At 32.6% G+C, this 21,979-nt stretch carries 18 protein-coding genes and 1 other RNA gene; 12 read left to right on the forward strand and 7 right to left on the reverse strand.

The window, feature by feature from the left end; genetic code table 11:
* Positions 1–31: 31 nt before the first annotated feature.
* Both ACTG3Y_RS06715 and ACTG3Y_RS06720 read right to left on the reverse strand, forming a co-directional pair.
* On the reverse strand, positions 32–2,452 hold the full coding sequence (locus tag ACTG3Y_RS06715; RefSeq protein ID WP_439152175.1) for a TonB-dependent receptor: 2,421 nt from the start codon (positions 2,450–2,452) through the stop codon (positions 32–34).
* 56 nt (positions 2,453–2,508) lie between these two features.
* Positions 2,509–4,197, reverse strand: a complete 1,689-nt coding sequence (locus ACTG3Y_RS06720) for a M23 family metallopeptidase (protein WP_439152157.1) — start codon at positions 4,195–4,197, stop codon at positions 2,509–2,511.
* 178 nt (positions 4,198–4,375) lie between these two features.
* On the opposite strand from ACTG3Y_RS06720, the gene ACTG3Y_RS06725 reads away from it, so the two are divergent.
* The 4 genes from ACTG3Y_RS06725 to rny all read left to right on the forward strand — a co-directional run bounded on the left by ACTG3Y_RS06725 (position 4,376) and on the right by rny (position 6,797).
* Entirely contained in the window at positions 4,376–4,666 is a 291-nt protein-coding gene (locus tag ACTG3Y_RS06725) for a hypothetical protein (RefSeq protein ID WP_439152158.1), read from the forward strand.
* Between the two features lie 19 nt (positions 4,667–4,685).
* Positions 4,686–4,973 carry a cell division protein ZapA gene (locus tag ACTG3Y_RS06730; RefSeq protein WP_439152159.1) on the forward strand — a complete coding sequence of 96 codons (288 nt, stop codon included), beginning with the start codon at positions 4,686–4,688 and terminating at the stop codon, positions 4,971–4,973.
* A gap of 60 nt (positions 4,974–5,033) precedes the next feature.
* Positions 5,034–5,163, forward strand: a non-coding RNA gene (gene ssrS, locus ACTG3Y_RS06735) — 6S RNA.
* A 56-nt stretch (positions 5,164–5,219) separates the two neighbouring features.
* Entirely contained in the window at positions 5,220–6,797 is a 1,578-nt protein-coding gene (gene rny, locus ACTG3Y_RS06740; RefSeq protein WP_439152160.1) for a ribonuclease Y, read from the forward strand.
* A gap of 62 nt (positions 6,798–6,859) precedes the next feature.
* Here rny and xerA read toward each other — a convergent pair whose 3' ends face one another.
* Positions 6,860–7,768 carry a site-specific tyrosine recombinase/integron integrase gene (gene xerA, locus ACTG3Y_RS06745; RefSeq protein ID WP_439152161.1) on the reverse strand — a complete coding sequence of 303 codons (909 nt, stop codon included), beginning with the start codon at positions 7,766–7,768 and terminating at the stop codon, positions 6,860–6,862.
* A 219-nt stretch (positions 7,769–7,987) separates the two neighbouring features.
* Here xerA and ACTG3Y_RS06750 point away from each other — a divergent pair, with 219 nt between their 5' ends.
* The 4 genes from ACTG3Y_RS06750 (at position 7,988) to ACTG3Y_RS06765 (ending at position 10,404) form a co-directional block, all read left to right on the forward strand.
* Positions 7,988–8,494 carry a porin family protein gene (locus ACTG3Y_RS06750; RefSeq protein ID WP_439152162.1) on the forward strand — a complete coding sequence of 169 codons (507 nt, stop codon included), beginning with the start codon at positions 7,988–7,990 and terminating at the stop codon, positions 8,492–8,494.
* Between the two features lie 364 nt (positions 8,495–8,858).
* On the forward strand, positions 8,859–9,284 hold the full coding sequence (locus ACTG3Y_RS06755; RefSeq protein WP_439152163.1) for an outer membrane beta-barrel protein: 426 nt from the start codon (positions 8,859–8,861) through the stop codon (positions 9,282–9,284).
* Positions 9,285–9,504: 220 nt separating this feature from the next.
* On the forward strand, positions 9,505–9,924 hold the full coding sequence (aroQ, locus tag ACTG3Y_RS06760) for a type II 3-dehydroquinate dehydratase (protein ID WP_439152164.1): 420 nt from the start codon (positions 9,505–9,507) through the stop codon (positions 9,922–9,924).
* Positions 9,925–9,927: 3 nt separating this feature from the next.
* Entirely contained in the window at positions 9,928–10,404 is a 477-nt protein-coding gene (locus ACTG3Y_RS06765; protein ID WP_439152165.1) for an outer membrane beta-barrel protein, read from the forward strand.
* Positions 10,405–10,449: 45 nt separating this feature from the next.
* On the opposite strand, the gene lpdA is transcribed toward ACTG3Y_RS06765, so the two are convergent.
* The 3 genes from lpdA to msrB are packed head-to-tail and all read right to left on the reverse strand — an operon-like array spanning position 10,450 to position 12,927.
* Entirely contained in the window at positions 10,450–11,826 is a 1,377-nt protein-coding gene (lpdA, locus tag ACTG3Y_RS06770) for a dihydrolipoyl dehydrogenase (protein WP_439152166.1), read from the reverse strand.
* Between the two features lie 56 nt (positions 11,827–11,882).
* Positions 11,883–12,434, reverse strand: coding sequence for a DUF1572 family protein (locus ACTG3Y_RS06775; RefSeq protein WP_439152167.1), 552 nt, complete (start codon positions 12,432–12,434; stop codon positions 11,883–11,885).
* Positions 12,427–12,927 carry a peptide-methionine (R)-S-oxide reductase MsrB gene (gene msrB, locus ACTG3Y_RS06780; protein ID WP_439152168.1) on the reverse strand — a complete coding sequence of 167 codons (501 nt, stop codon included), beginning with the start codon at positions 12,925–12,927 and terminating at the stop codon, positions 12,427–12,429. Before msrB ends, ACTG3Y_RS06775 begins: the two co-directional genes overlap by 8 nt.
* A 205-nt stretch (positions 12,928–13,132) precedes the next feature.
* Between msrB and glgA the strand changes: the two genes are divergently transcribed.
* Together glgA and ACTG3Y_RS06790 are read left to right on the forward strand one after the other, a co-directional pair.
* Positions 13,133–14,347, forward strand: coding sequence for a glycogen synthase (glgA, locus tag ACTG3Y_RS06785; protein WP_439152169.1), 1,215 nt, complete (start codon positions 13,133–13,135; stop codon positions 14,345–14,347).
* Positions 14,337–15,602 carry a glucose-1-phosphate adenylyltransferase gene (locus tag ACTG3Y_RS06790; protein WP_439152170.1) on the forward strand — a complete coding sequence of 422 codons (1,266 nt, stop codon included), beginning with the start codon at positions 14,337–14,339 and terminating at the stop codon, positions 15,600–15,602. Before glgA ends, ACTG3Y_RS06790 begins: the two co-directional genes overlap by 11 nt.
* Positions 15,603–15,694: 92 nt before the next feature.
* On the opposite strand, the gene ACTG3Y_RS06795 is transcribed toward ACTG3Y_RS06790, so the two are convergent.
* On the reverse strand, positions 15,695–17,881 hold the full coding sequence (locus ACTG3Y_RS06795) for a bifunctional alpha,alpha-trehalose-phosphate synthase (UDP-forming)/trehalose-phosphatase (protein WP_439152171.1): 2,187 nt from the start codon (positions 17,879–17,881) through the stop codon (positions 15,695–15,697).
* A gap of 79 nt (positions 17,882–17,960) precedes the next feature.
* Between ACTG3Y_RS06795 and ACTG3Y_RS06800 the strand changes: the two genes are divergently transcribed.
* On the forward strand, positions 17,961–19,760 hold the full coding sequence (locus tag ACTG3Y_RS06800) for a glycoside hydrolase family 15 protein (RefSeq protein ID WP_439152172.1): 1,800 nt from the start codon (positions 17,961–17,963) through the stop codon (positions 19,758–19,760).
* Positions 19,761–19,890: 130 nt separating this feature from the next.
* A complete protein-coding gene (locus ACTG3Y_RS06805) occupies positions 19,891–21,828 on the forward strand; it encodes an alpha-1,4-glucan--maltose-1-phosphate maltosyltransferase (protein ID WP_439152173.1) in 1,938 nt (645 codons plus the stop codon).
* Positions 21,829–21,979 lie beyond the last annotated feature (151 nt).

The raw sequence follows: 21,979 nt of genomic DNA on the forward strand, positions 1-21,979 counted from the left end.
GGAGCATTTTACTAAATTTTAAAGATTCGAATTAAAATCTTGCAGACAATCTCAAATTAAAAATACGTGGTGTTAAGAAGTTAGGAATTGCAAATTGTCGTTTGGTGTAGACATCTCTCACCCAGGTATTGGTAATGGTGTTCTGATTATTAAACATGTTATAAATTTCAAAACCAAAAGACAATTCTTTAAAAGCCTTTTTCCATTTAGCATTGTATGTGTTTTCAGGATTTACCAATTCATAAGAGATACCTAAATCGGCTCTTCGATAGTCTCGTAATCGAATTTGAAAATCATACGGATCTGCATAACTAGGTGATCCTCCGGGTACTCCAGTATTATAAACAAGATTTAAATACATTTTTAAAGCAGGCATATTGGGTACATAATCTTGAAACAAAGCACCGAATTTTAAACGTTGATCTGTTGGTCTGGCAATAAACCCACGATTATCTATATTTTCCTCGGTTTTTAAATAACCAAAACTAAACCAGGATTCAGTGCCAGGTACAAACTCTCCATTAAGTCGCATATCTAGTCCATAGGCATAGGCCTCTGCATTATTAGTTGCGCGATAACGAATTCTTACGTTTTCTAATGTATAAGGATTAACATCAGATAAATTCTTGTAATAGGCTTCTGTAACTAATTTAAAAGGTCTATCCCAGAGTTGAAAACTATATTCATTCCCTAATACAATATGAAATGATTTTTGGGCTTTTACATCTGGCTGAACAACACCAGAAGAATCTCTCAATTCTCTATAAAAAGGTGGTTGGTAATATAAGCCACCTGCTACTCTAAAGAGCATGTCTTTATCCCAATCTGGTTTAATAGCAAATTGTGCTCTCGGACTGAAAACTGTTTGGGTTGAGCTATTAATGTTATCCCCACTTACTGACCAATTATGTGCGCGAACTCCAACATTATAAAACACGTCACTGTTTCCCCAAGTTGTGCGTTTACTGTACTGTCCAAAAGCCTGCAAACGATTTATTTTAACTTTATTTAGCGCTCTTATGTTCTCAAAAGCAGTCAGTGGTCCGGAAAACGGCTCATAGGGTTGTAAGTTAGGCTCACTGAAATTTGGTGGTCTAATAGAAAAGCCAGCAGAATCAATAACTTCATATTCTACTAATCGGTCTCTAATATCTTCATGTGTGTATTTTACAGACCACTCAACAGTAGTTTCTTCGTCGATTTTATAATCACCTCTGTGTTCTGTATTTATGATTAAAGCATCTAAATCGTTACGAGCGTGAGTTAATTGAGAACCGATACCTTCACTAAATTCTACTTCACCTAAATCATCATCTCCTATGTTAGTGTTTACTTCACCTAAACGATATTGCGCAAAGATGTCAAAATACTCTTGTTCTAGCGTATGGTAGGTAGAACCAATAAATTTTAAGGTTAGATCTTCATTAACGAAGTAATTGGCTTTGAATGCACCAAAATAGGTTTGATATTGATCTTTTTCCTGACCATCATAAAACACTAAAAGCGCCACAGGTTCCTGTAGGGTTCCGAAATTGGTCTGTCTGTTTTCAGGTTCGAAATTATATTTATTGAATGAAATATTACCTAAAAAGTTAAGGTGAAATTTACTAGAAAAACGATACGTTAAATACGTTTGCGCATCTGCAAAAACAGGTTCTACATTACCTTCGGTTTCTAAATTATTTAAAATAAGACTATTGTCTCGGTATCTAACACCGGCAATACCAGAGAATTTACCATCTTTCGAAATAGTTTCTGCAGCTATACTTCCACCTAATAAACTTAGGTCGGTCATAATACCAAAATCAACAGGATTTCTATAGGTAATATCTAATACTGAAGATAATTTATCACCAAATTTTGCCTGAAATCCACCTGCGGAGAATTCTACATTTTGTACTAAATCGGTGTTTACAAAGCTTAACCCTTCTTGATTACCAGATCGAATTAAAAATGGTCTGTACACTTCAATTTCGTTGACGTAGACTAAATTCTCGTCAAAATTACCACCACGAACAGAATACTGTGTACTTAATTCATTTGAAATGTTTACACCTGGTAATGTTTTTAAAATGTTTTCTAAACCTGGTTGAGCACCTTTTATAGTTCTTAATGTTCTTGGTGCAACAGAAACCACTCCATCTACGCGCTGCCTTGTGTTTGTTGAAATAACAACAGCCGCAATTTGTTCTACATCTATTTTAAGAACAGGATTAAACTCAATCCCTTGTCCATTCTTTAAACTGAATTTAGCAACAAGCCTTTCGTGAGAAAGATGTGTGAACTCAATAGTAATTTCCTGACCAAATGGAATTTTTAACTCATAAAAACCGTTTTCATTACTCGCGGTACCCTCACCAGTATTTGCTTTTACATTAACGCCACTGATTGGATTGTTAGCTTCATCTAATATCACACCTCTTATGGTGGCGGTTTGCGCGAAAGAAAGCATACTAAAAAGTAAACTTAGGAGAAAGGTATAATGTAAGCGTTTCAAATAGTTTAGTTTTATTTCCTGTAGAATGTTGCTTCAAATGTAGAACTATTTCCAATATTATCAGTAACAATTATTTTTAAATCGTTTTTAGTGTCTTGAACGATGTTATCATTAAAATCGTGTACTAATGTGTTGGTTTTATAATCATATTCCATTAATATCCAATGTCCATTTACCGTAGCTCTATACTTGTTGATACCAGATAATTTATCTTCTATTTTTACTCGTAAATAACGATATTTGCTTAACCATTTCTTATCTTGAAAATTAATGGGCGTTATGTTTGGAGAGACAGTATCCATCGCTAAGGTATACAAACCAAAAGTCTTGCTACCTGCACTTAAAATATTGCCTTTTCTTTTAGTGTTTACATAGCTTGGCTTTTTATAATAGCCGTATAATCTGGCAATAAAGAGTTTACTTTGATCTTCTTTTTTATAATTACTAATATCATAATTAATGTAAAAGTTCTTTTGTAACGGAATGACGTCTTTATGAAGGTGTAATGTATCTGAATTGACTTTAAAATCAATGAGTACATTATCATATACCGTATTCTTGTAAAAATTTACGGTTACCTTATCTTGTTGAAGTGTGGTTGGTTGATCACTATAAACTAGAGACTTATCAGGACTAATGTTTACTTCCTCTTGTTCTAAAACTTCATATTCACCAGTTACAGGGATGCTTATCCAGGTTTCGTTTTGTTGATAATCTCTTATTCTAATTTTGTAAACGGAAGATGTGCTATCTTCAATTTTTAAATACCCATTATCATTTACATCTTTATAGAGACTAAGCGGATTATTGGGTTGTACAAATAATTTATGAATTCTGGATCTGTTGGTTTTAAAATATTCATAATCTATTAATCGTTTAATGTGTTTAGACTCTGCAAAACTGAAGCGTTTAAAGTCTATTTCTAAACTTTTATTACCATTAAAATAGGTTTGAATATTACTAACTCCATTATTGTTTGGTGCCAGATCTTGCTTATCGTAAGTCGTCACTCCAAAACCAATATCGCCGTAAGCTGTGATTTTTTCAACTTCGTAATCACCATTTTTATGCGGAATTAATCGTAGAGGAACGCGCTCATTTTTACCATTTATTACTGCGTTTTCATCTTTAGGGTAAGCAAAAACTCCAAGAACAAATGGTGCTTTAGTGTCTTTTACATTAATACCAAAAAGCATCGGATTCATAGGTCGTTCTTGATTATCTCTAATCTCAAAATGTAAGTGTGGTCCACCAGAACCACCAGTATTACCTGAATATGCAATAATCTCGTTTTCTGAAATTAGTAGCTCTTCTGAATTTGGAAAAACTTCTACTTCATAACTTTCTTTGTCATATTGGCATTCTTTTATATAATCTTCTAGTCGTTTGGAAAACTTCTGTAAATGACCATAAACGGTAGTATAGCCGTTAGGATGTGTAATGTAAATGGCTTTTCCATAACCGTAATGAGAAATTTTTATTCTACTCACATAACCTGCAGCAGATGCATAAACTTTTAAACCTTGTTTTTGCTGCGTTTTAATATCCAAACCACCGTGAAAATGCGAAGATCTCAATTCTGCAAAGGTGCCAGAAAGCACTAATGTAATATCTAATGGATTTCTAAAGTAGTCTTGAGGGTATTCTGATTGTGCATAAGCTGAGCAGCATATTAAACAGAACAATAAAATCTTTTTCATAAAACAAACAATTGAAGCTAAAATATTAATTTGAATAAGATTTACAAACGATAAAACCGTAATATTTTTGATAACGTTGTAATTCTTATAATGTTACCGTCATCAAAAATAATTGTAAAAGAATTGTATTTTTTCAATTGGTATGTTAACTTTGTTTCAATAGTATTGAATTACTTAAATGAGTAAAATAGAAGAAATTGTTGATGCTTTAGAGAATAAAATCAGTAAGGTTTTACACAAGCAAGAGGTTTTAAAAAAAACCAATGAAAAGCTCTCTGAACGATTAGAAAATCAGCAACAAAAACTTCTGGAGCAACAAGAAGAAATTGTGTCTTGGGCAGAAAAGTATGAAACTCTCAAAATAGCAAATTCAATGCTTGGTAGTGACGAAAATAAACGAGAAACAAAGCTCAAAATAAATGCACTTATTAGAGATATTGATCATTGTATAAGTCAACTCTCAGAATAAAGTTGTAAATTTAGATTAGATGTCAAATCAATTAAAAATTAAACTTTCAATCGCTAATAGAGTATATCCTTTAACGATTAATCCAAGTCAGGAAGAAGGTTTACGTAAGGCCACTAAAAAGATAGAGGCAATGATTGGACAATTTGAGCAGAATTACTCTGTAAGAGATAAGCAAGATGTATTAGCTATGTGTGCTTTGCAATTTGCAGCTCAAGTAGAGCAAAAGTCAATAGATAAAGAGTATGTGAATGAAGAAGTTCAGGAGAAGTTAGTAGCTTTAAATGACCTTTTAAATGAGCATATATAAAACTCGTACGTTCTTTAAAATACAAAGGTTACTGCCTACATTAGTTACATTTTTTGATAAACTCAACGTTAATTCTTTAAAAAGGGTGAGTTTAAGTTGTAAAATCGTGCTGTTAGTGCTGAACTTGTTTCAGTATCTTAGACAGATTTTTGATCAGCTTGTTAGCCCTAAACTTGTTTTTAAGGAGTTTATACAAAACCGATAACTGATGTAGGCTTTTTTTATATACTAAACTAAATTACAAACATGGACACGAACACAATTTTATACATTGTTGGAGGAATAGTATTAGGCTTAATACTAGGATATATTATAGCAAAGTCCTTAGAGAAAGGAAAAGCATCAAAATTAATTGCAGAGGCTCAAAGTGAGTCTAAATCAATTATAAAACAAGCCAAATCTGACGCTGAAACAATAAAGAAAGATAAAATACTTCAAGCCAAAGAAAAATTCATCGAATTAAAATCGGAACATGAGAAAGTTATTTTATCTCGAGATAAGAAAATGGCTGAAGCTGAAAAGCGCATTAGGGATAAAGAATCTCAAGTATCTAATGAGTTATCTAAAAGCAAAAATGCTAATAAATCACTAGAAGACAAAATAAAAGATTACGACTTTAGACTGGAATTTTTAGAGAAAAAGAAAGATGAAGTAGAAAAAGCCCATAAAAGTCAAATAAAGCAACTCGAAGTCATTTCTCAATTATCAGCAGAAGAAGCTAAAGAACAACTTATAGAATCACTTAAAGAGGAAGCCAAGACAGATGCAATGGCTTTTGTGCAAGATAGAGTAGAAGAGGCTAAATTAACTGCGCAACAAGAAGCCAAGAAGATTATTATTAATACCATACAGCGAATTGGAACGGAAGAAGCTGTAGATAATTGTGTTTCTGTATTTAACATAGAATCAGATGATGTTAAAGGACGAATTATAGGAAGAGAAGGAAGAAACATTAGAGCAATAGAAGCAGCAACTGGAGTTGAAATAATTGTAGATGATACACCAGAAGCTATTATTTTATCTTGTTTCGATTCAGTAAGACGAGAAATTGCCCGATTATCGCTTCATAAATTAGTGACAGATGGTAGAATTCATCCTGCAAGAATTGAAGAGGTTGTAAGGAAAACAGAGAAACAAATTGAACAAGAAATCATTGAAGTCGGTAAACGTACCGTAATTGATCTAGGTATTCACGGATTAAACCCTGAATTAATTAAAATGGTAGGCCGTATGAAATACAGATCTTCATACGGACAAAACTTACTACAACACTCGAGAGAAGTTGCAAAACTCTGTGGTGTAATGGCTGCAGAATTAGGCCTCAATCCTAAACTCGCAAAACGTGCTGGATTATTACACGATATAGGTAAGGTACCATCATCAGAAGCCGATATAGAAACACCTCACGCTATCTTAGGTATGCAATGGGCAGAAAAACACGGTGAAAAGCCAGAAGTTTGTAATGCTATCGGTGCTCACCACGATGAAATAGAAATGACAACGTTATTATCTCCAATCATTCAGGTCTGTGATGCCATTTCTGGGGCACGACCAGGTGCACGACGTCAGGTTTTAGATTCTTATATACAAAGACTAAAAGATTTAGAAGATGTTGCTTTTGGTTTTACTGGTGTCAAAAAAGCTTATGCTATTCAAGCAGGTAGAGAGTTACGTGTTATTGTAGAAAGTGAAAAGGTATCAGATGATAGAGCAGCGTCTTTATCGTTCGAAATCTCTCAGAAGATACAAACAGATATGACTTATCCTGGACAAGTTAAAGTTACCGTAATAAGAGAAACAAGAGCAGTAAATATTGCTAAATAAAAATTTACGATTTTAAATAAAATTAAAAGGTATTTATTATAAAATACCTTTTTTTATATAATCTATTTTCTTGGATGATATTTATTTAGTACATCACTAAGATGTGATCTATTAACATGCATATAAATCTCTGTAGTCGTTATACTTTCATGTCCAAGCATCATTTGTATAGCTCTTAAGTCTGCACCATTTTCTAAAAGATGTGTAGCGAAAGAGTGTCTAAAAGTGTGTGGAGATACCGTCTTTTTCAAGCCAATTTTTTCAACAAGTTTTTTAATTATTGTAAAAATCATGGCGCGTGTTAATTTACCTCCTTTATAATTTAAGAATAAGATATCTTTTGAGTCTTGGTTAACTTCTATATGTTTTCTTAGATCAATCCATATATTGATATATTTCTGAGTAGTGCCACTAATAGGTACAAACCGCTCTTTATTTCCTTTACCAATTACTTTAATAAAGCCTTCATCAAAAAACAAATCAGAAATTTTAAGCCCAATTAGTTCACTTACACGCAATCCACAACTGTATAATGTTTCGATAATAGCTTTATTTCTATGACCCAGGTTAATTCCTCTAAATTGATAATTAACATCTATAGCAGAAATAATAGTATCAATATCTTCAATAGTTAAGGAGTCTGGTAATTTTCGTCCTATTTTTGGAGACTCAATAAGTTGTAGTGGGTTTTTAGTGCGATATTTTTCAAAAATTAAATAGTCGAAAAAATTACGAAGACCAGAAATTAATCTTGCTTGTGATCTTGCGTTAATGGTATTAGAAATGGAGTATATGAAGGCTTTAAGTTCTTCATTATCTATATTAATAGGTGAGACTGCAATTGAATTTGATTCTAAATACGTCATTAATTTCTTAATGTCATAACTATAGTTTTCAATTGAATTTTTAGATAAACCTCGTTCAATTCGAAGATAATTTTGGTAATCCTTGATTGCTTCTCGCCATTTCATGCTTAAAATTAGGGATTTTAGACCTAAAATTTATGAAATTACCTACGTATTTCATCGTATTTTAGCAAATAATTGTTAATAATAATAAATTTAAAATATTGAATATCAATACTTTGATTCAATCTGTTTTACAAAATTGTTAATAACTGTCATAATAAACTTTATTATTTGAAAAAAAAGGTTTTATTTTGCTGCAATCAATTTTAAAACTTAAAGATTATGAAAAAATTATTTTTAGCTGCTTTTGCAGTTTTCGCTTTTGCGAGTGTAAATGCTCAAGATTTTGGTGTATTTGCTAATTTTGCAAGTAACTCATTTGACGGAAATGACAATGCTTCTGGTTTCAGTTTTGGTGTTTTAGCCGATTTTGAAATCTCAGAGAGTTTCTCTGTTCAACCAGAAGTCGCATACACAACTTCAAGCGTTGATGATGCAAGCTATGACTTAATTAATGTTAATGCAATGGCAAGATACCATGTGTCAGAAGAATTCAGTATTTTAGCTGGTCCTCAAATTGGATTTGCAAGTGGTGATATTCCAGATGCTTTGGATGACGCTTTTGGTGATGATTTTTCTTCAATGAATTTGCAATTAGCACTTGGTGCTGCTTATAATATTACGGAAAACATCTTTGTTCAAGCTCGTTATGGGTTCCAATTAAATGAGCACGTTGACGGTATAGGTGCTGTAAATACATTAAATGCAGGTGTAGGTTACAGATTCTAATCTCACAAACATAAAATTAAAAAGAGACCAATATTGGTCTCTTTTTTTTGTTTTATACTTTAATAAAATTATTAATAGTCATCGTTAGGCTTTAAAAAATTATTAGACTGATTAATATCATAGTAACGCTTTATTTTAGCAAATAGATTTGTGACATTATTCAATTGTTCCAAAACCATAAAAACGAATTTTTATTTTTTAATGTAATGTTTGTTCTTTTACTTAAGGTAATGAAATCTAAATGGCATATTTTATGTTCTCTTTTGTCGATAAAGAGCTCTAAAATTTAACAAAGAAAAATAATCTATCAGTAATCCAAAACTTACATTTACGCTCTTATTATAAATCAATTAATTACATAAATATGAAAAAATTTAATTTACTCGTGTTAGCTACGTTCTTATGTGTTATTAGTACAAATGCGCAAGACGATAGTAGTTCTTCAACTGAGCCAGCATTTGGTATAAAAACAGGTTATACATCAATAACTTTAAGAGTTTCAGCGGATGGTAATTCTGCGTCAGATGATGTATCAGGATTTTATATTGGTGCATTTGCTGAGTTCAATCTATCCGATAACTTAGATTTTCAACCAGAATTAACTTATGCGAGTTACAGCCAAGATGGAGAAAGTACAGGTGTAATGTTTTTGCCACTATTGGCAAAATACAAAGCCAATGAACAATTCAGTTTATTAGCTGGACCTCAGTTCGATTATTTAGTGAATGAAGAAGATTCTGAGGGATTTAATAGAATAGGAAATTGGTGTAGCCATTGGAGCTGCTTTTGATATTACTGAAGAAGTTGTTATTGATGCAAGGTATTCTTTTGGTTTGTCTAATCGTTTAGATGATGATTTACCTGGTTTAGAGGAGTTTGATATCAAAACAAAATTTAATTATTTCCAAATTGGCTTAGGCTATAGATTTTAAGTGAATATTAGGATTACTATGAAAAACCGAAGTTCTTACTTCGGTTTTTTTATGCGCATAATTTAATATCTTTACGATATGAATAAATTCATAGTTATTAATGGCCCAAATTTAAATTTGTTAGGCAAGCGCGAACCTGAAATTTACGGGAATAAAACATTTGAAGATTATTTTAAGGAGCTTAAATTTAAATTTCCTGATATAAGTTTAGAGTATTTTCAGTCTAATATAGAAGGAGAGTTAATAGATAAAATTCAGGAAGTCGGTTTTTCCTATGATGGCATTATTCTAAATGCAGCAGCCTACACACATACGTCAGTTGGTATTGGTGATGCTATTAAGGCCATAGAAACTCCCGTTGTAGAAGTACACATTTCTAATACCTTCTCAAGAGAAGAATTTAGGCATAAATCTTATATTTCACCGAACGCAAAAGGTGTTATTCTTGGTTTTGGACTAAAGAGCTATGAACTAGCAATTAAAAGTTTCATACAATAGATAATGATAAAAAACCTATTCGTTATTATAGTATTAGTCTTTGGTATTCAATATTCTACTGCCCAAGTTGAATTTGGAATAAAAGGTGGTGTAAATATTACGTTTTTCAAAGTTACAGAAGGTGATTTTGGAACAAATCCAGATTCAGATACTGGGTTTTACGGTGGATTTTTTGCTGATTTTAAGATTGATAGTGGGTTTCATATTCAACCTGAACTATTATATAAGGGTGTAGGAGATTTTGAGTTTATTAATGCACCTATTTATTTAAAGTATGACATTAATAACAACTTTCATATTCTGATAGGGCCTAGTTTAAATTACTTTTTTGACGTATTTGTAAATAGCTTTAAAGTTAGAGCAGATGTGAGTTTAGATTATGATCTGTCTACTAAACTAAGCATGCATATGAAATACACATTAGGCTTTGAAGAACTATCACCCAATATTATTTTTCTAGGATTAGGATATAAATTATAAAAAAAGCGATTCATTTGAATCGCTTTTTTCTGTTTATAATATTATTTATAAGTGTATGACTTCATCATAAGCATCAGCCACAGCTTCCATTACAGCTTCACTCATAGTTGGGTGAGGATGCACTGCTTTTAACACTTCGTGTCCTGTTGTTTCTAATTTACGACCTAATACGGCTTCGGCAATCATATCAGTTACTCCGGCACCAATCATATGGCATCCTAACCATTCACCGTACTTAGCATCGAATATTACCTTTACAAATCCTTCTTTATTTCCACCAGCACTTGCTTTACCAGAAGCTGAGAAAGGAAATTTGCCGATTTTTATATCTAGTCCTTGCTCTTTGGCTTGCGATTCAGTTAATCCTACACTCGCAATTTCTGGTGAACAATACGTACAACCAGGAATATTTCCATAGTCTAAAGCTTCAACATGCTGTCCTGCAATTTTCTCAACACACAAAATGCCTTCCGCAGAAGCTACGTGGGCTAAGGCTTGCCCTGGTGTTACATCTCCAATAGCATAATAGCCTGGTATGTTAGTTTGGTAGTAGTCATTCACTAAAATTTTATCTCTATCAACAGCAATACCAACATCTTCTAGTCCAATATTTTCAATATTAGATTTAATACCAACTGCTGATAGAACAATATCAGCTTCTAAAACTTCTTCACCTTTTTTGGTCTTAACTGTTGCTTTTACTCCTTTACCAGAAGTGTCTACAGAAGTGACTTCTGCTGAAGTCATAATTTTAATTCCAGATTTTTTAAAGCTTCTTTCGAGTTGTTTAGAAACTTCATCATCTTCAATAGGAACAATTTTTGGCATATATTCTACAATAGTAACTTCAGTTCCCATTGAGTTATAGAAGTATGCAAACTCTACACCAATAGCACCAGAACCTACAACAACCATTTTCTTAGGTTGCGTGTCTAAGGTCATAGCTTTTCTATAACCGATAACTTTTTTGCCATCTTGTGGTAAGCTTGGTAATTCTCTAGAGCGCGCACCAGTAGCTATAATTATATGATCAGCAGAATACACTTTACCTTCAACTTCTACTTTTTTTCCTGGCTTTACTTTTCCGTAGCCTTCAATAACATCTATTTTATTCTTTTTCATTAAGAACTTAACACCATTGCTCATGCCATCAGCAACACCACGGCTACGTTTTACTACAGCATCAAAATCGTGTTCAGCATCTTTTACTTTTAGACCATAATCTTCGGAATGTTTTAGGTATTCAAAAACCTGAGCCGATTTTAATAATGCTTTAGTTGGAATACAACCCCAATTTAAACAAACACCACCTAGACTTTCCTTTTCTATTACAGCAGTTTTAAATCCTAATTGTGATGCTCTAATCGCTGTTACATAGCCTCCAGGCCCACTTCCTAATACTATAATATCGTATTTACTCATGAGTAATTTTTTAGTTGAATTTTGAAGCTTCGAAGTTACGAAACCAAAACGTAATATTAAAGGTCTTCTGTAAAATGTCTTTTGCCTTTAGTTTTTGAGAACTTTTCATTATTGTAGTCTTTTGATTGTCCTTTTGGAATAGATAATGATTCCCACTCTTTATCTTTAATTAGTTTTCCGATATAAACAATTTGTCCGACATGATAGGCATAATGCATCATTTGTCGATTTATAGCTTCAGTTACGGTATGACCCTGATTGCGTATAAAAATGATTTGCTCTAACTCTGAAACAGATAATTGTTCAATGGCAATAAATAGACATTGCCATCCTTTTTGCCAAGAATTTAATAGGTCTTGTTTTGATGTAAAAGAATCGACAAATTCTTCATCTCTATTGCGCCATTCTTTTTCACCATCTTCCGTTAGAAAATTGGTCCAGCGACTCAACATATTTCCCGCTAAGTGTTTCACAATTATTGAAATAGAATTTGCATCTGCTACAGTCTCTTTTTGCAAATCATCAAACTTCAATTGTGCAATGGTTTTATCGCCAAGACTTTTATGATAGGTAAATTGTTTTAAAACACTATTGAGATAACTACTCATCAGTTTCAGAATCTTCCTCAGCTACAAATTTTAAGGCAGCACCATTAATACAATGGCGCCTGCCTGTAGTTTTTTTAGGGCCATCATTAAAAACATGACCCAAATGACCACCACAAGTAGCACAGTGTTCTTCTGTACGTGAATAACCAATTTTATAATCTGTTGAGAACGCCAAATTGCCTTTAATTTCTCTATCAAAACTTGGCCAGCCTGAACCAGAATCAAATTTATGTTCGCTTTTAAATAAAGGTGTGCCACAACCGGCACAATGATAAACTCCTTTTTTGTAGTTTTTGTTTAATGGACTCGAAAATGCACGTTCTGTGCCAGCCTCTCTCAATACATAATATTCCATATCCGACAATTCTGCCTTCCATTCAGCTTCAGTTTTGGTAACAGGATATGTTTCTTTTTCTTGATTGTCTTTTTTTTGTGCTGTACTATTACAACTCACTAATAAACTTATTGCCACAAATAATAACATCTTTTTCATACATTTTGTTTTTTGTAAAGTTATAATATAGAATGTACAGTATTAAATATTTAACGATATCTTAATTATTAATATTATACTTTCTTTATTTTTCATTACTAACTTTAGGTCGTAGATTAATATTAAAAAAGGCAAAATTTCTTAATATTTAATTGTAAATTCAAATTCCGTTTTTTAATAGTCCTAAGCTTAAGCAAAAACTTACATGAAAGCATTATTTCTAACAAGAGAATTCCCACCTTATGTTTATGGTGGAGCAGGAGTACATGTTGAATATTTGGCAAAAGAATTAGCTGAGTTGATTTCTATCGAAGTGAGATCTTTTGGAGATCAGAATGTCAATACTGAAAACCTTATTGTTAAAGGTTATCCATATGATAATCACTTGTTTGATGATGCCGATGAAAAACTAAAAGCTATATTTAATACCCTCAGTACAGGATTACATATAAATGTTGATGCTATTGATGCTGACGTGGTGCATTGTCATACCTGGTATTCACATTTTGCTGGTATCATGGCTAAGTTGTGTTATGGCATTCCATTAGTTGTAACTACGCATTCCTTAGAACCTTTAAGACCTTGGAAACGAGAGCAACTTGGTAGAGGTTATGATGCATCTTCCTGGATAGAAAAAACGGCAATAGAAATGGCTGATTGTTTAATAGCAGTCTCAGAAGAAACAAAAGATGATGTTTTAAAACATTTTGATGTCGACGAAAGTAGAATTGAAGTTGTTTATAACGGTATAGACCTAAAAGATTATGTTGTTGTTAATGAAACGGATGTATTAGAGACTTATAGTATTGATAAGAATAAGCCATATGTTTTGTTTGTAGGCAGAATTACCAGACAAAAAGGAATAGTTCATTTGGTAAATGCAATAAAATATATTGATGAAGACACGCAAATAGTATTATGTGCAGGAGCACCAGATACAAAAGAGATAGCCAAAGAAATGGAGGATGCAGTAGATATGGCTTCAAAATCCAGAGATAATATATTTTGGATTGATAAAATGTTAGAAAAAAAAGACGTCATTCAATTATATTCTCATGCAGATGTATTTTGTTGCCCTTCAATATATGAACCCTTTGGTATTATAAACATTGAAGCTATGGCCTGTGAAACGGCAGTCGTTGCAAGTGCGGTCGGTGGTATAAAGGAGGTTGTTGTTGAAGGAGAAACAGGATTATTAATTAATGTAGAACAAAAGAAGTCTGCACCGTTCGAACCAGTAAATCCAGATCAATTTTCTAAAGATTTAGCTATTGGCATCAATATTCTTGTTAAAAATAAAGCATTAAGAAATAAAATGGCAAAAAATGGCAGGGAACGGGTGGAGCAATTTTTTGATTGGAAAGCCATAGCAAAGCAAACTAAAGCAATATATCAATCACTTATAACTAATGGTAAATAATAAAGTATTAAGTATAATTTTAGGAGGAGGCCAAGGGTCTCGTTTATATCCTTTAACAGAGAAAAGATCTAAACCAGCGGTTCCAATTGCAGGAAAATATAGATTGGTAGACATACCAATTTCTAACTGTATCAATTCAGAGATTAAACGTATGTATGTTTTAACACAGTTTAATTCGGCCTCATTAAACAGGCATATTAAAAATACATATCACTTTAGTTTTTTCAGTTCTGCATTTGTAGACGTATTAGCTGCAGAGCAGACTATGAAAAGCGATAAATGGTTTCAAGGAACAGCAGATGCTGTGAGACAAAGTATGCACCATTTTTTACAACACGAATTTGAATATGCACTTATACTTTCGGGTGACCAATTATATCAAATGGATTATAATGAAATGATCAATGCTCATATCGAGGCAAATGCTGATATTTCTGTAGGAACTTATCCTGTTAACGCTAAAGATGGTACTTCATTTGGTATTCTAAAGACCGATGATACTAATAGAATTACATCATTTATTGAAAAACCATCTTCAGAAGATATTGTTGAGTGGAAATCTGATGTAAGTGAAGAAATGAAACAACAAGGGCGTGAATATTTAGGATCAACAGGAATTTATATTTTTAACAGAGATCTTCTTATTGAATTAATGGATGATGAGACTACAGTAGATTTTGGAAAAGAGATTATTCCTCAAAATATTGATAAATTAAAAATTGTCAGCTTTCCTTTTGAAGGCTATTGGACAGATATTGGAAATATCGATTCTTTCTTTGAAGCCAACCTTGGTTTAACTGACGAAATACCACAATTCAACTTATATGATTTAGATAATAGAGTTTATACCAATGCACGTATATTACCAACATCTAAAATATCTGGAACAACCTTAAATAAAGCCGTAATAGCAGAAGGGTGTTTAATTCATGCTGCAACAATTGAGAGATCTGTAATTGGTATACGATCTAGAATAGGTAAAGAAACTACTATTATAAATACTTATATGATGGGGTGCGACACGTACGAGTCACTAGAAGACATAGAATCTGAAAAGATTAATATTTTAATGGGTATTGGAGAGCGCTGTTTCATTAAAAATGCAATCATTGACAAAAATTGTAGAATAGGTGATGATGTTAGAATAAATGGTGGAACACATTTAAAAGATACAGAAACTGACAAATACGTAATTAAAGATGGTATTGTGGTGATTAAAAAAGAGGCTACAATTCCTAAAGGTACTATTATATAGGGCGTTACTCAAGTTGTATTGTAAAATACGAATGTTATTTTAATATAAATTAAATTCTATTAGACTAAAGCACTCACATTTAATCTAATGTTTTAGGTTAATTTTTGTAGCAGCTCACGCACTTTTTCAGGATCCTTTATTTGAAATCTTGCTTTAGTCTTAGTATAACCAACTTTTATCGTATAAGCCCATTCTGGTGCTTCTTCAAACATATACTCGTCCGTCCAGTCGTCTCCAATAATGGTAACAAAATTATAGTCTTCTTCAGTTAATAAGCGACTAACGACCCTTCCCTTATTAACATTGCTACTCTTTATTTCGATAACTTTGTTTCCTTGTAGAATTGATAAGCCATTATTAGCAACCATGCTGGTGAGTACTGTATTTAATTCTAAAGTACGAATTTTAGCAAGTTCAGGGTCTGCAGTTCTGTAATGCCAGGCTAGCGAGTAGTTTTTAGTTTCAATAAATGTTCCAGGTGTTCTATCAACAAAAGTTTCTAAAATAGGTCTTATATTTTCCATCCAATCTGTTTTTAGACGCTCTAAGGTTATCCATTCTTTATTTTTATAAAGCCAAACACCATGGTCAGTTACTAAATTGTAAGGTTTGTGTCCAAACCATCGTTGAAAGGTATCTTTATCTCGTCCACTTATAAGTACTAATGTAGATGTTTTCTGTAGTTGATCTAAAAGCTGAAATAATGCATCATCTGGCTTCGCATCTTGTGGATTATCTTTAAAGCCTACCAATGTTCCATCATAATCTAAGAGTAATAATTTTTTCTTTTTTTCTTTAAAGTTTTTCACAAACCTCTTCTCATAATCACCCGATAGTTTTTTAGTAATGTTACCATGTCTCAATTTTTTAGTATTCTCTAAAGATTTAAAAAATTCATTAGCCCATTTCTCAACATCATAGCGTTTTAATCGCTTTTGTAAGAACTTAATACGGGTTTTTTGCTCTTGTATTGGCATGGTTAACGCACGTTTTAAATTAACGGCAAAATCTTCAAAACTGTTAGGGTTTATTAATAGTGCTTCGTTCATTTCTTTTGAAGAACCAGCCATTTCACTTAGAATAAGGACACCATCAACATTAGTTCTTGTGGCAACATATTCTTTAGCAACCAGATTCATTCCGTCTCTGATAGGTGTTATTAAGGCAACATCTGAAGAAATGTAAAGATCTATTAAATCGTCAAATGGTAAAGATCTGTAGAAATACCAAATTGGTGTCCAGCTAACCGTTGCAAATTTTCCATTAATTCTACCAACAAGCTCATCCGTTTCACGTTTTAGTTTTTGATACTGGGGAACATTGGAACGCGATGGCACAGCTAACATAACAAGTCTAACTTTTTCTTTATATTCTGGGTAGTTATCTAAAAAATATTCAAAAGCTTTTATTCTATTTGGTATACCTTTGGTATAGTCCATTCGGTCAATAGACAAAATCAATTTTTTATCTTCAGAGATATGTTCTTCCAATCGTTTTCTAAGATCTGATTTTTTTACAGAACCACTATGGTGTTCAAGGGCAGCGTTATAAAACTTGTCATAATCAATTCCCATTGGGAAAGAATCAACCTTTATCACTCTATCATGATAATTAATTTCATTGAAACTGACATCCAATCTTAAAATACGTTTGATGGAACTTAAAAAATGCCGTTCATAATCATAAGTATGGAAACCTAATAAGTCTGCACCTAACATTCCAGTTAAAATTTCTTCCCTCCATGGAAACGTTCTGAATATTTCATAAGAAGGAAAAGGGATGTGCAAAAAGAAACCAATAGTTGTATTTGGTTTTTGATCTTTAATAAGTTGTGGTAGTAATAATAACTGGTAGTCATGCACCCAAACGGTATCACCATCTTCTAAATTATCAATGACTACTTCGGCAAATTTTTGGTTAACACGTTTGTATGCTTCCCATTCTCTTTGCTCAAAATCAGTATACTCCATAAAATAATGAAACAAAGGCCAGAGTGCTCTATTACTAAAACCTTCATAATATAACTCTATGTCTTCACTGGTAAGCGGAACTGAAACACATTTTGCTTTTCTTATTTTTGCTTGAACTTCATTAGAGAGTGCAGTGTCTAATTCGTTTTCAGGTAATCCAGACCAACCTACCCATATTCCATTCCCTTCTGCATGAACAGATTTCATACCTGTAGCTAAACCACCAACACTGGGAACAATTTCTAAAGAATTCTGTTCGATTGAAACTTGAAGCGGCAAACGGTTTGAAACAATTATAGTTTTATTCATAAAGATTATTGTTCTAATTGATAGGATTTCGTTAATTTAAAAAAATAAAAGGTTTTATACTTTAAAAAACAAAAATTTCATGAATAATTTAGATTATGGTGTTATAGGTAACTGCAGAAGCGCTGCGCTTGTTTCTAAAACAGGATCTATAGATTGGTGTTGTTTACCTCAGTTTGATTCTCCTTCGGTTTTTGGGAAATTATTAGATGAACAAATTGGTGGTTCATTTAGTATTGAAGTGGATGATAGTTACCATATAACTCAACAGTATATAGAAAATACAGTAATACTCATTACAAGATTTAGTAACGGTTTAGATGCTTTTGAGGTCAGAGATTTCATGCCAAGATATTATAAAGAGAACAGAGCATATCATGCTCCACCAGAACTTATTAGGTATATTAAACATATTTCAGGTAAACCTTCTGTAAAATTTATTTACAATCCTAAGTTAGAATACGCAAAATTTGATACAAATACCTATATAAAAAATGATTTTATAGTAAGCTTAACGGATAAAGAAACTTATGATACACTGTTTCTATATACAGATTTGGATAAAGAGAAATTGGTAAAAAGGGAATCCTTAGAAATAAATTCAGATCATTTTTTCTTAGTAGGATATCATGAGAAGCTATTTGTTCCAACATTGAAAATGGCATTTTTGGAATTTGAGCGTACCAAAGTTTATTGGTTAAATTGGATGGAGCGCACTACTTCTTATAACAAATATAATCGTCAAATAGCGAGAAGTGCTATGACACTGAAGTTATTAAGTTATGATAAAACCGGTGCTATTTTAGCTGCCGTAACAACCTCATTACCAGAAACTATAGGTGAAGTAAGGAATTGGGACTATAGATTCTGCTGGATACGTGACGCCTCTATGGTAATTAAAGTAATGTCAACATTAGGCCATAAAAATATAGCGAAACGTTATTTAAAATTTATAATCAATTTGATACCAGATAAAGACGAAAAACTTCAAATCATGTATGGTATTAATGGTGAAAAGAAATTAACTGAGGAGTTTTTACCGCATTTATCTGGTTATAAAAACTCTAGCCCAGTTAGAGTTGGTAATGCCGCTTACAAACAAAAACAGAATGATATTTACGGCATATTAATGGATATGATACATCAGTTAGTATTGAATTTTAAAAACGATATTGAGGATGGAGAAGCGTTATGGAATATCACCAAAGGTATTGTTTGGGTGGTAAATAAACATTGGAAAGAGCCAGATAAAGGAATTTGGGAGTTTAGATCGGAAGATCAACATTTTACCTTTTCTAAAGTGTTATGCTGGACTGCTGTGGACAAGGCTATTAAGGTTTCAAAATTATTAGGTAAAACGTCAAAACTGGCACGTTGGCAGTTGTTAGAAGAAGCTATTAGAGAAGATATAATGGAGAATGCTTGGAGTGACTCTGCAAAATCATTTACACAAGCTTATGGGTCTGATGATTTAGATGCATCTGTACTGTTGATGGAGTCTTATGGCTTTATAGATGCCAAACATCCAAAATACGTTAGTACTGTAAAAGCTATTGAGCGAGAATTATCTAATGATGGCTTATTGTATCGCTATAAAAATAAGGATGATTTTGGTTTACCATCTTCATCTTTTACCATATGTACATTTTGGTTTATTAATAGCTTATTTAAAATTGGCGAAGAAGAAAGAGCAGTAAAGCATTTTGAAAAATTACTGTCTTACAGTAATCATGTAGGTTTATTTAGTGAGGATTTAGATTTTAAAACAAAACGTTTACTTGGTAATTTTCCACAAGCCTATTCTCATTTAGCATTAATTGAAACGGCAATTAACCTTTCTAAAGTAACAAAAGACGAAAAAGTTAAAGACCTATTGTCTTAATATAGATTGTGTGCTTATTAACTTTAATAATCAACAATCAAACGATGTAGTATAGTCAACCGAAATATTATCTTTTATTTATCAATAATCTATGGTATTTTCGTGATGTTAATTACAATCAACCAACACTATGTATAATCAAAGGCGTGTAGTAATAGATGCGGTTTATCCTCAAATTAATTGTGGAGAATTCTATATAAAACGTGTAGTAAATGAAATTGTCAATGTAAAAGCGCATGTCTTAGTCGACGGACATGATGTTATTGCAGCGTCTGTTCTTTATAAGGACGAAAAAGAACGCAAGTGGAATGAAGTAAGAATGCAACATATCGTTAATGATGAATGGAGTGCTTCATTTAACGTTGACAAGAAAGGATTTTATAGTTATAAAGTACAAGTTTGGGTAGATCATGCACTCAACTGGCAACATGGTATAGAACGAAAGATTGAAGATAACCAACACGTTAAGTCTGAACTACTGGAAGGTGTAACGCTTTTAAAACCACTATTAAAAAAAGCATCTAAGAAAGAGCACGCCTATCTTTCTCATTGTATAAACTGTTTCAATGATGAGACAAAATATAACGAAGCGATTAAAGAATCACAATCTCAAGAACTTCATCAATTATTTTTCAAATATCCAAGTAAAGACCTCTATAACGAATCAAATGAACTAAAGGTGTATGTGGATAGAAAGAAAGCATTATTTAGTACCTGGTATGAATTTTTTCCAAGATCATCATCAGAAGTTGAAGGTCAGCATGCAACATTTAAAGATTGCGAACGACTCTTACCCAGGATTGCAGATATGGGTTTTGATACCTTATATTTTCCGCCAGTTCATCCTATTGGTGAGGTGAACAGAAAAGGTAGAAATAATACAACAGAGGCTAGTAAAAGCGATGTTGGTTCTGCATGGGGAATCGGTTCTAAACATGGAGGTCATAAAGATATACATCCACAACTAGGCTCTATTAAAGACTTTAAAACTTTAGTTAAAAAAGCAAAACAACTGGGAATAGAGGTAGCTATGGATTATGCACTACAAGCTGCACCAGATCATCCTTGGGTAAAAGAACATCCAGATTGGTTTAAGTGGAGACCAGATGGAACCGTTCAGTATGCTGAGAATCCACCAAAGAAATATCAGGATATCTTACCAATATATTGGGAGAGTAAAGACTATAAAAACCTATGGAAAGAGTGTTTGGATACATTACTTTACTGGATAGATTGTGGTATCAATGTATTTAGAGTAGATAATCCACATACTAAACCTTATTATTTTTGGAATTGGGCAATTTCTGAAGTCAAGAAAAAGCATCCGGATGTGTTATTTTTAGCAGAGGCATTTACAAGACCTAAAGTAATGCAACAGCTTGCCAAGCAAGGCTATACACAATCATATACTTACTTCACATGGAGAAATACTAAGCACGAGTTAATTGAGTATATGACAGAGTTAACACAAACAGATCAGCGCGAGTACATGAGACCTAATTTCTGGCCAAACACTCCAGATATTAATCCTTATCATTTGCAGGGAGCCAATGAGTCTAAGTATATTCAGCGTTATGTTTTAGCGGCTACTTTAAGTTCTAATATTGGTATTTATGGACCTGTATTCGAATATCAGATTGATGACGCCATTCCAGGAAAGGAAGAGTACTATATGTCTGAAAAGTTTGAGGTGAAGCATTACGACTGGAATATTCAAAATAAACTAACTGCAATTATAGCAAAAGTAAATGCTATTCGTCATAAGCACGAAGCTTTGCAGCAAACAAATAATATTAAATTCTGTCATATAGAAAATGATAATCTGTTAGCTTTTTATAAGTGGAATGATTCAAAAACAGACGAGCTTTTAATAATTATAAGTTTGGAACAATATTATGCACAACAAGGTACAGTACAATTGCCTTTAGCTGATTTAGGAATTAATGCAGGACAACAAATTACAGTTAATGATTTAGTTACAGGAAGCAGCTATAATTGGCATAGTGAATGGAATTTTGTAGAGTTGCATCCAACATTACCATTTCATATATTTAAGATAAATAATTAAAATGGCTAAAAAGAAATCCACAACCGTTAACCTTAATTCCCCATACAATTTCGATGTAAAGTGGGAAGCTTTAATGGAAAACGAGGATTTTGTAAAAGTTTTTCTGTCTGATGTACTAGAAAACTATATCATCAAGCAACGATGGTATGGT

Source organism: Winogradskyella sp. (genome assembly GCF_965656915.1).
In the GTDB taxonomy this organism is placed as follows: Bacteria; Bacteroidota; Bacteroidia; order Flavobacteriales; family Flavobacteriaceae; genus Winogradskyella.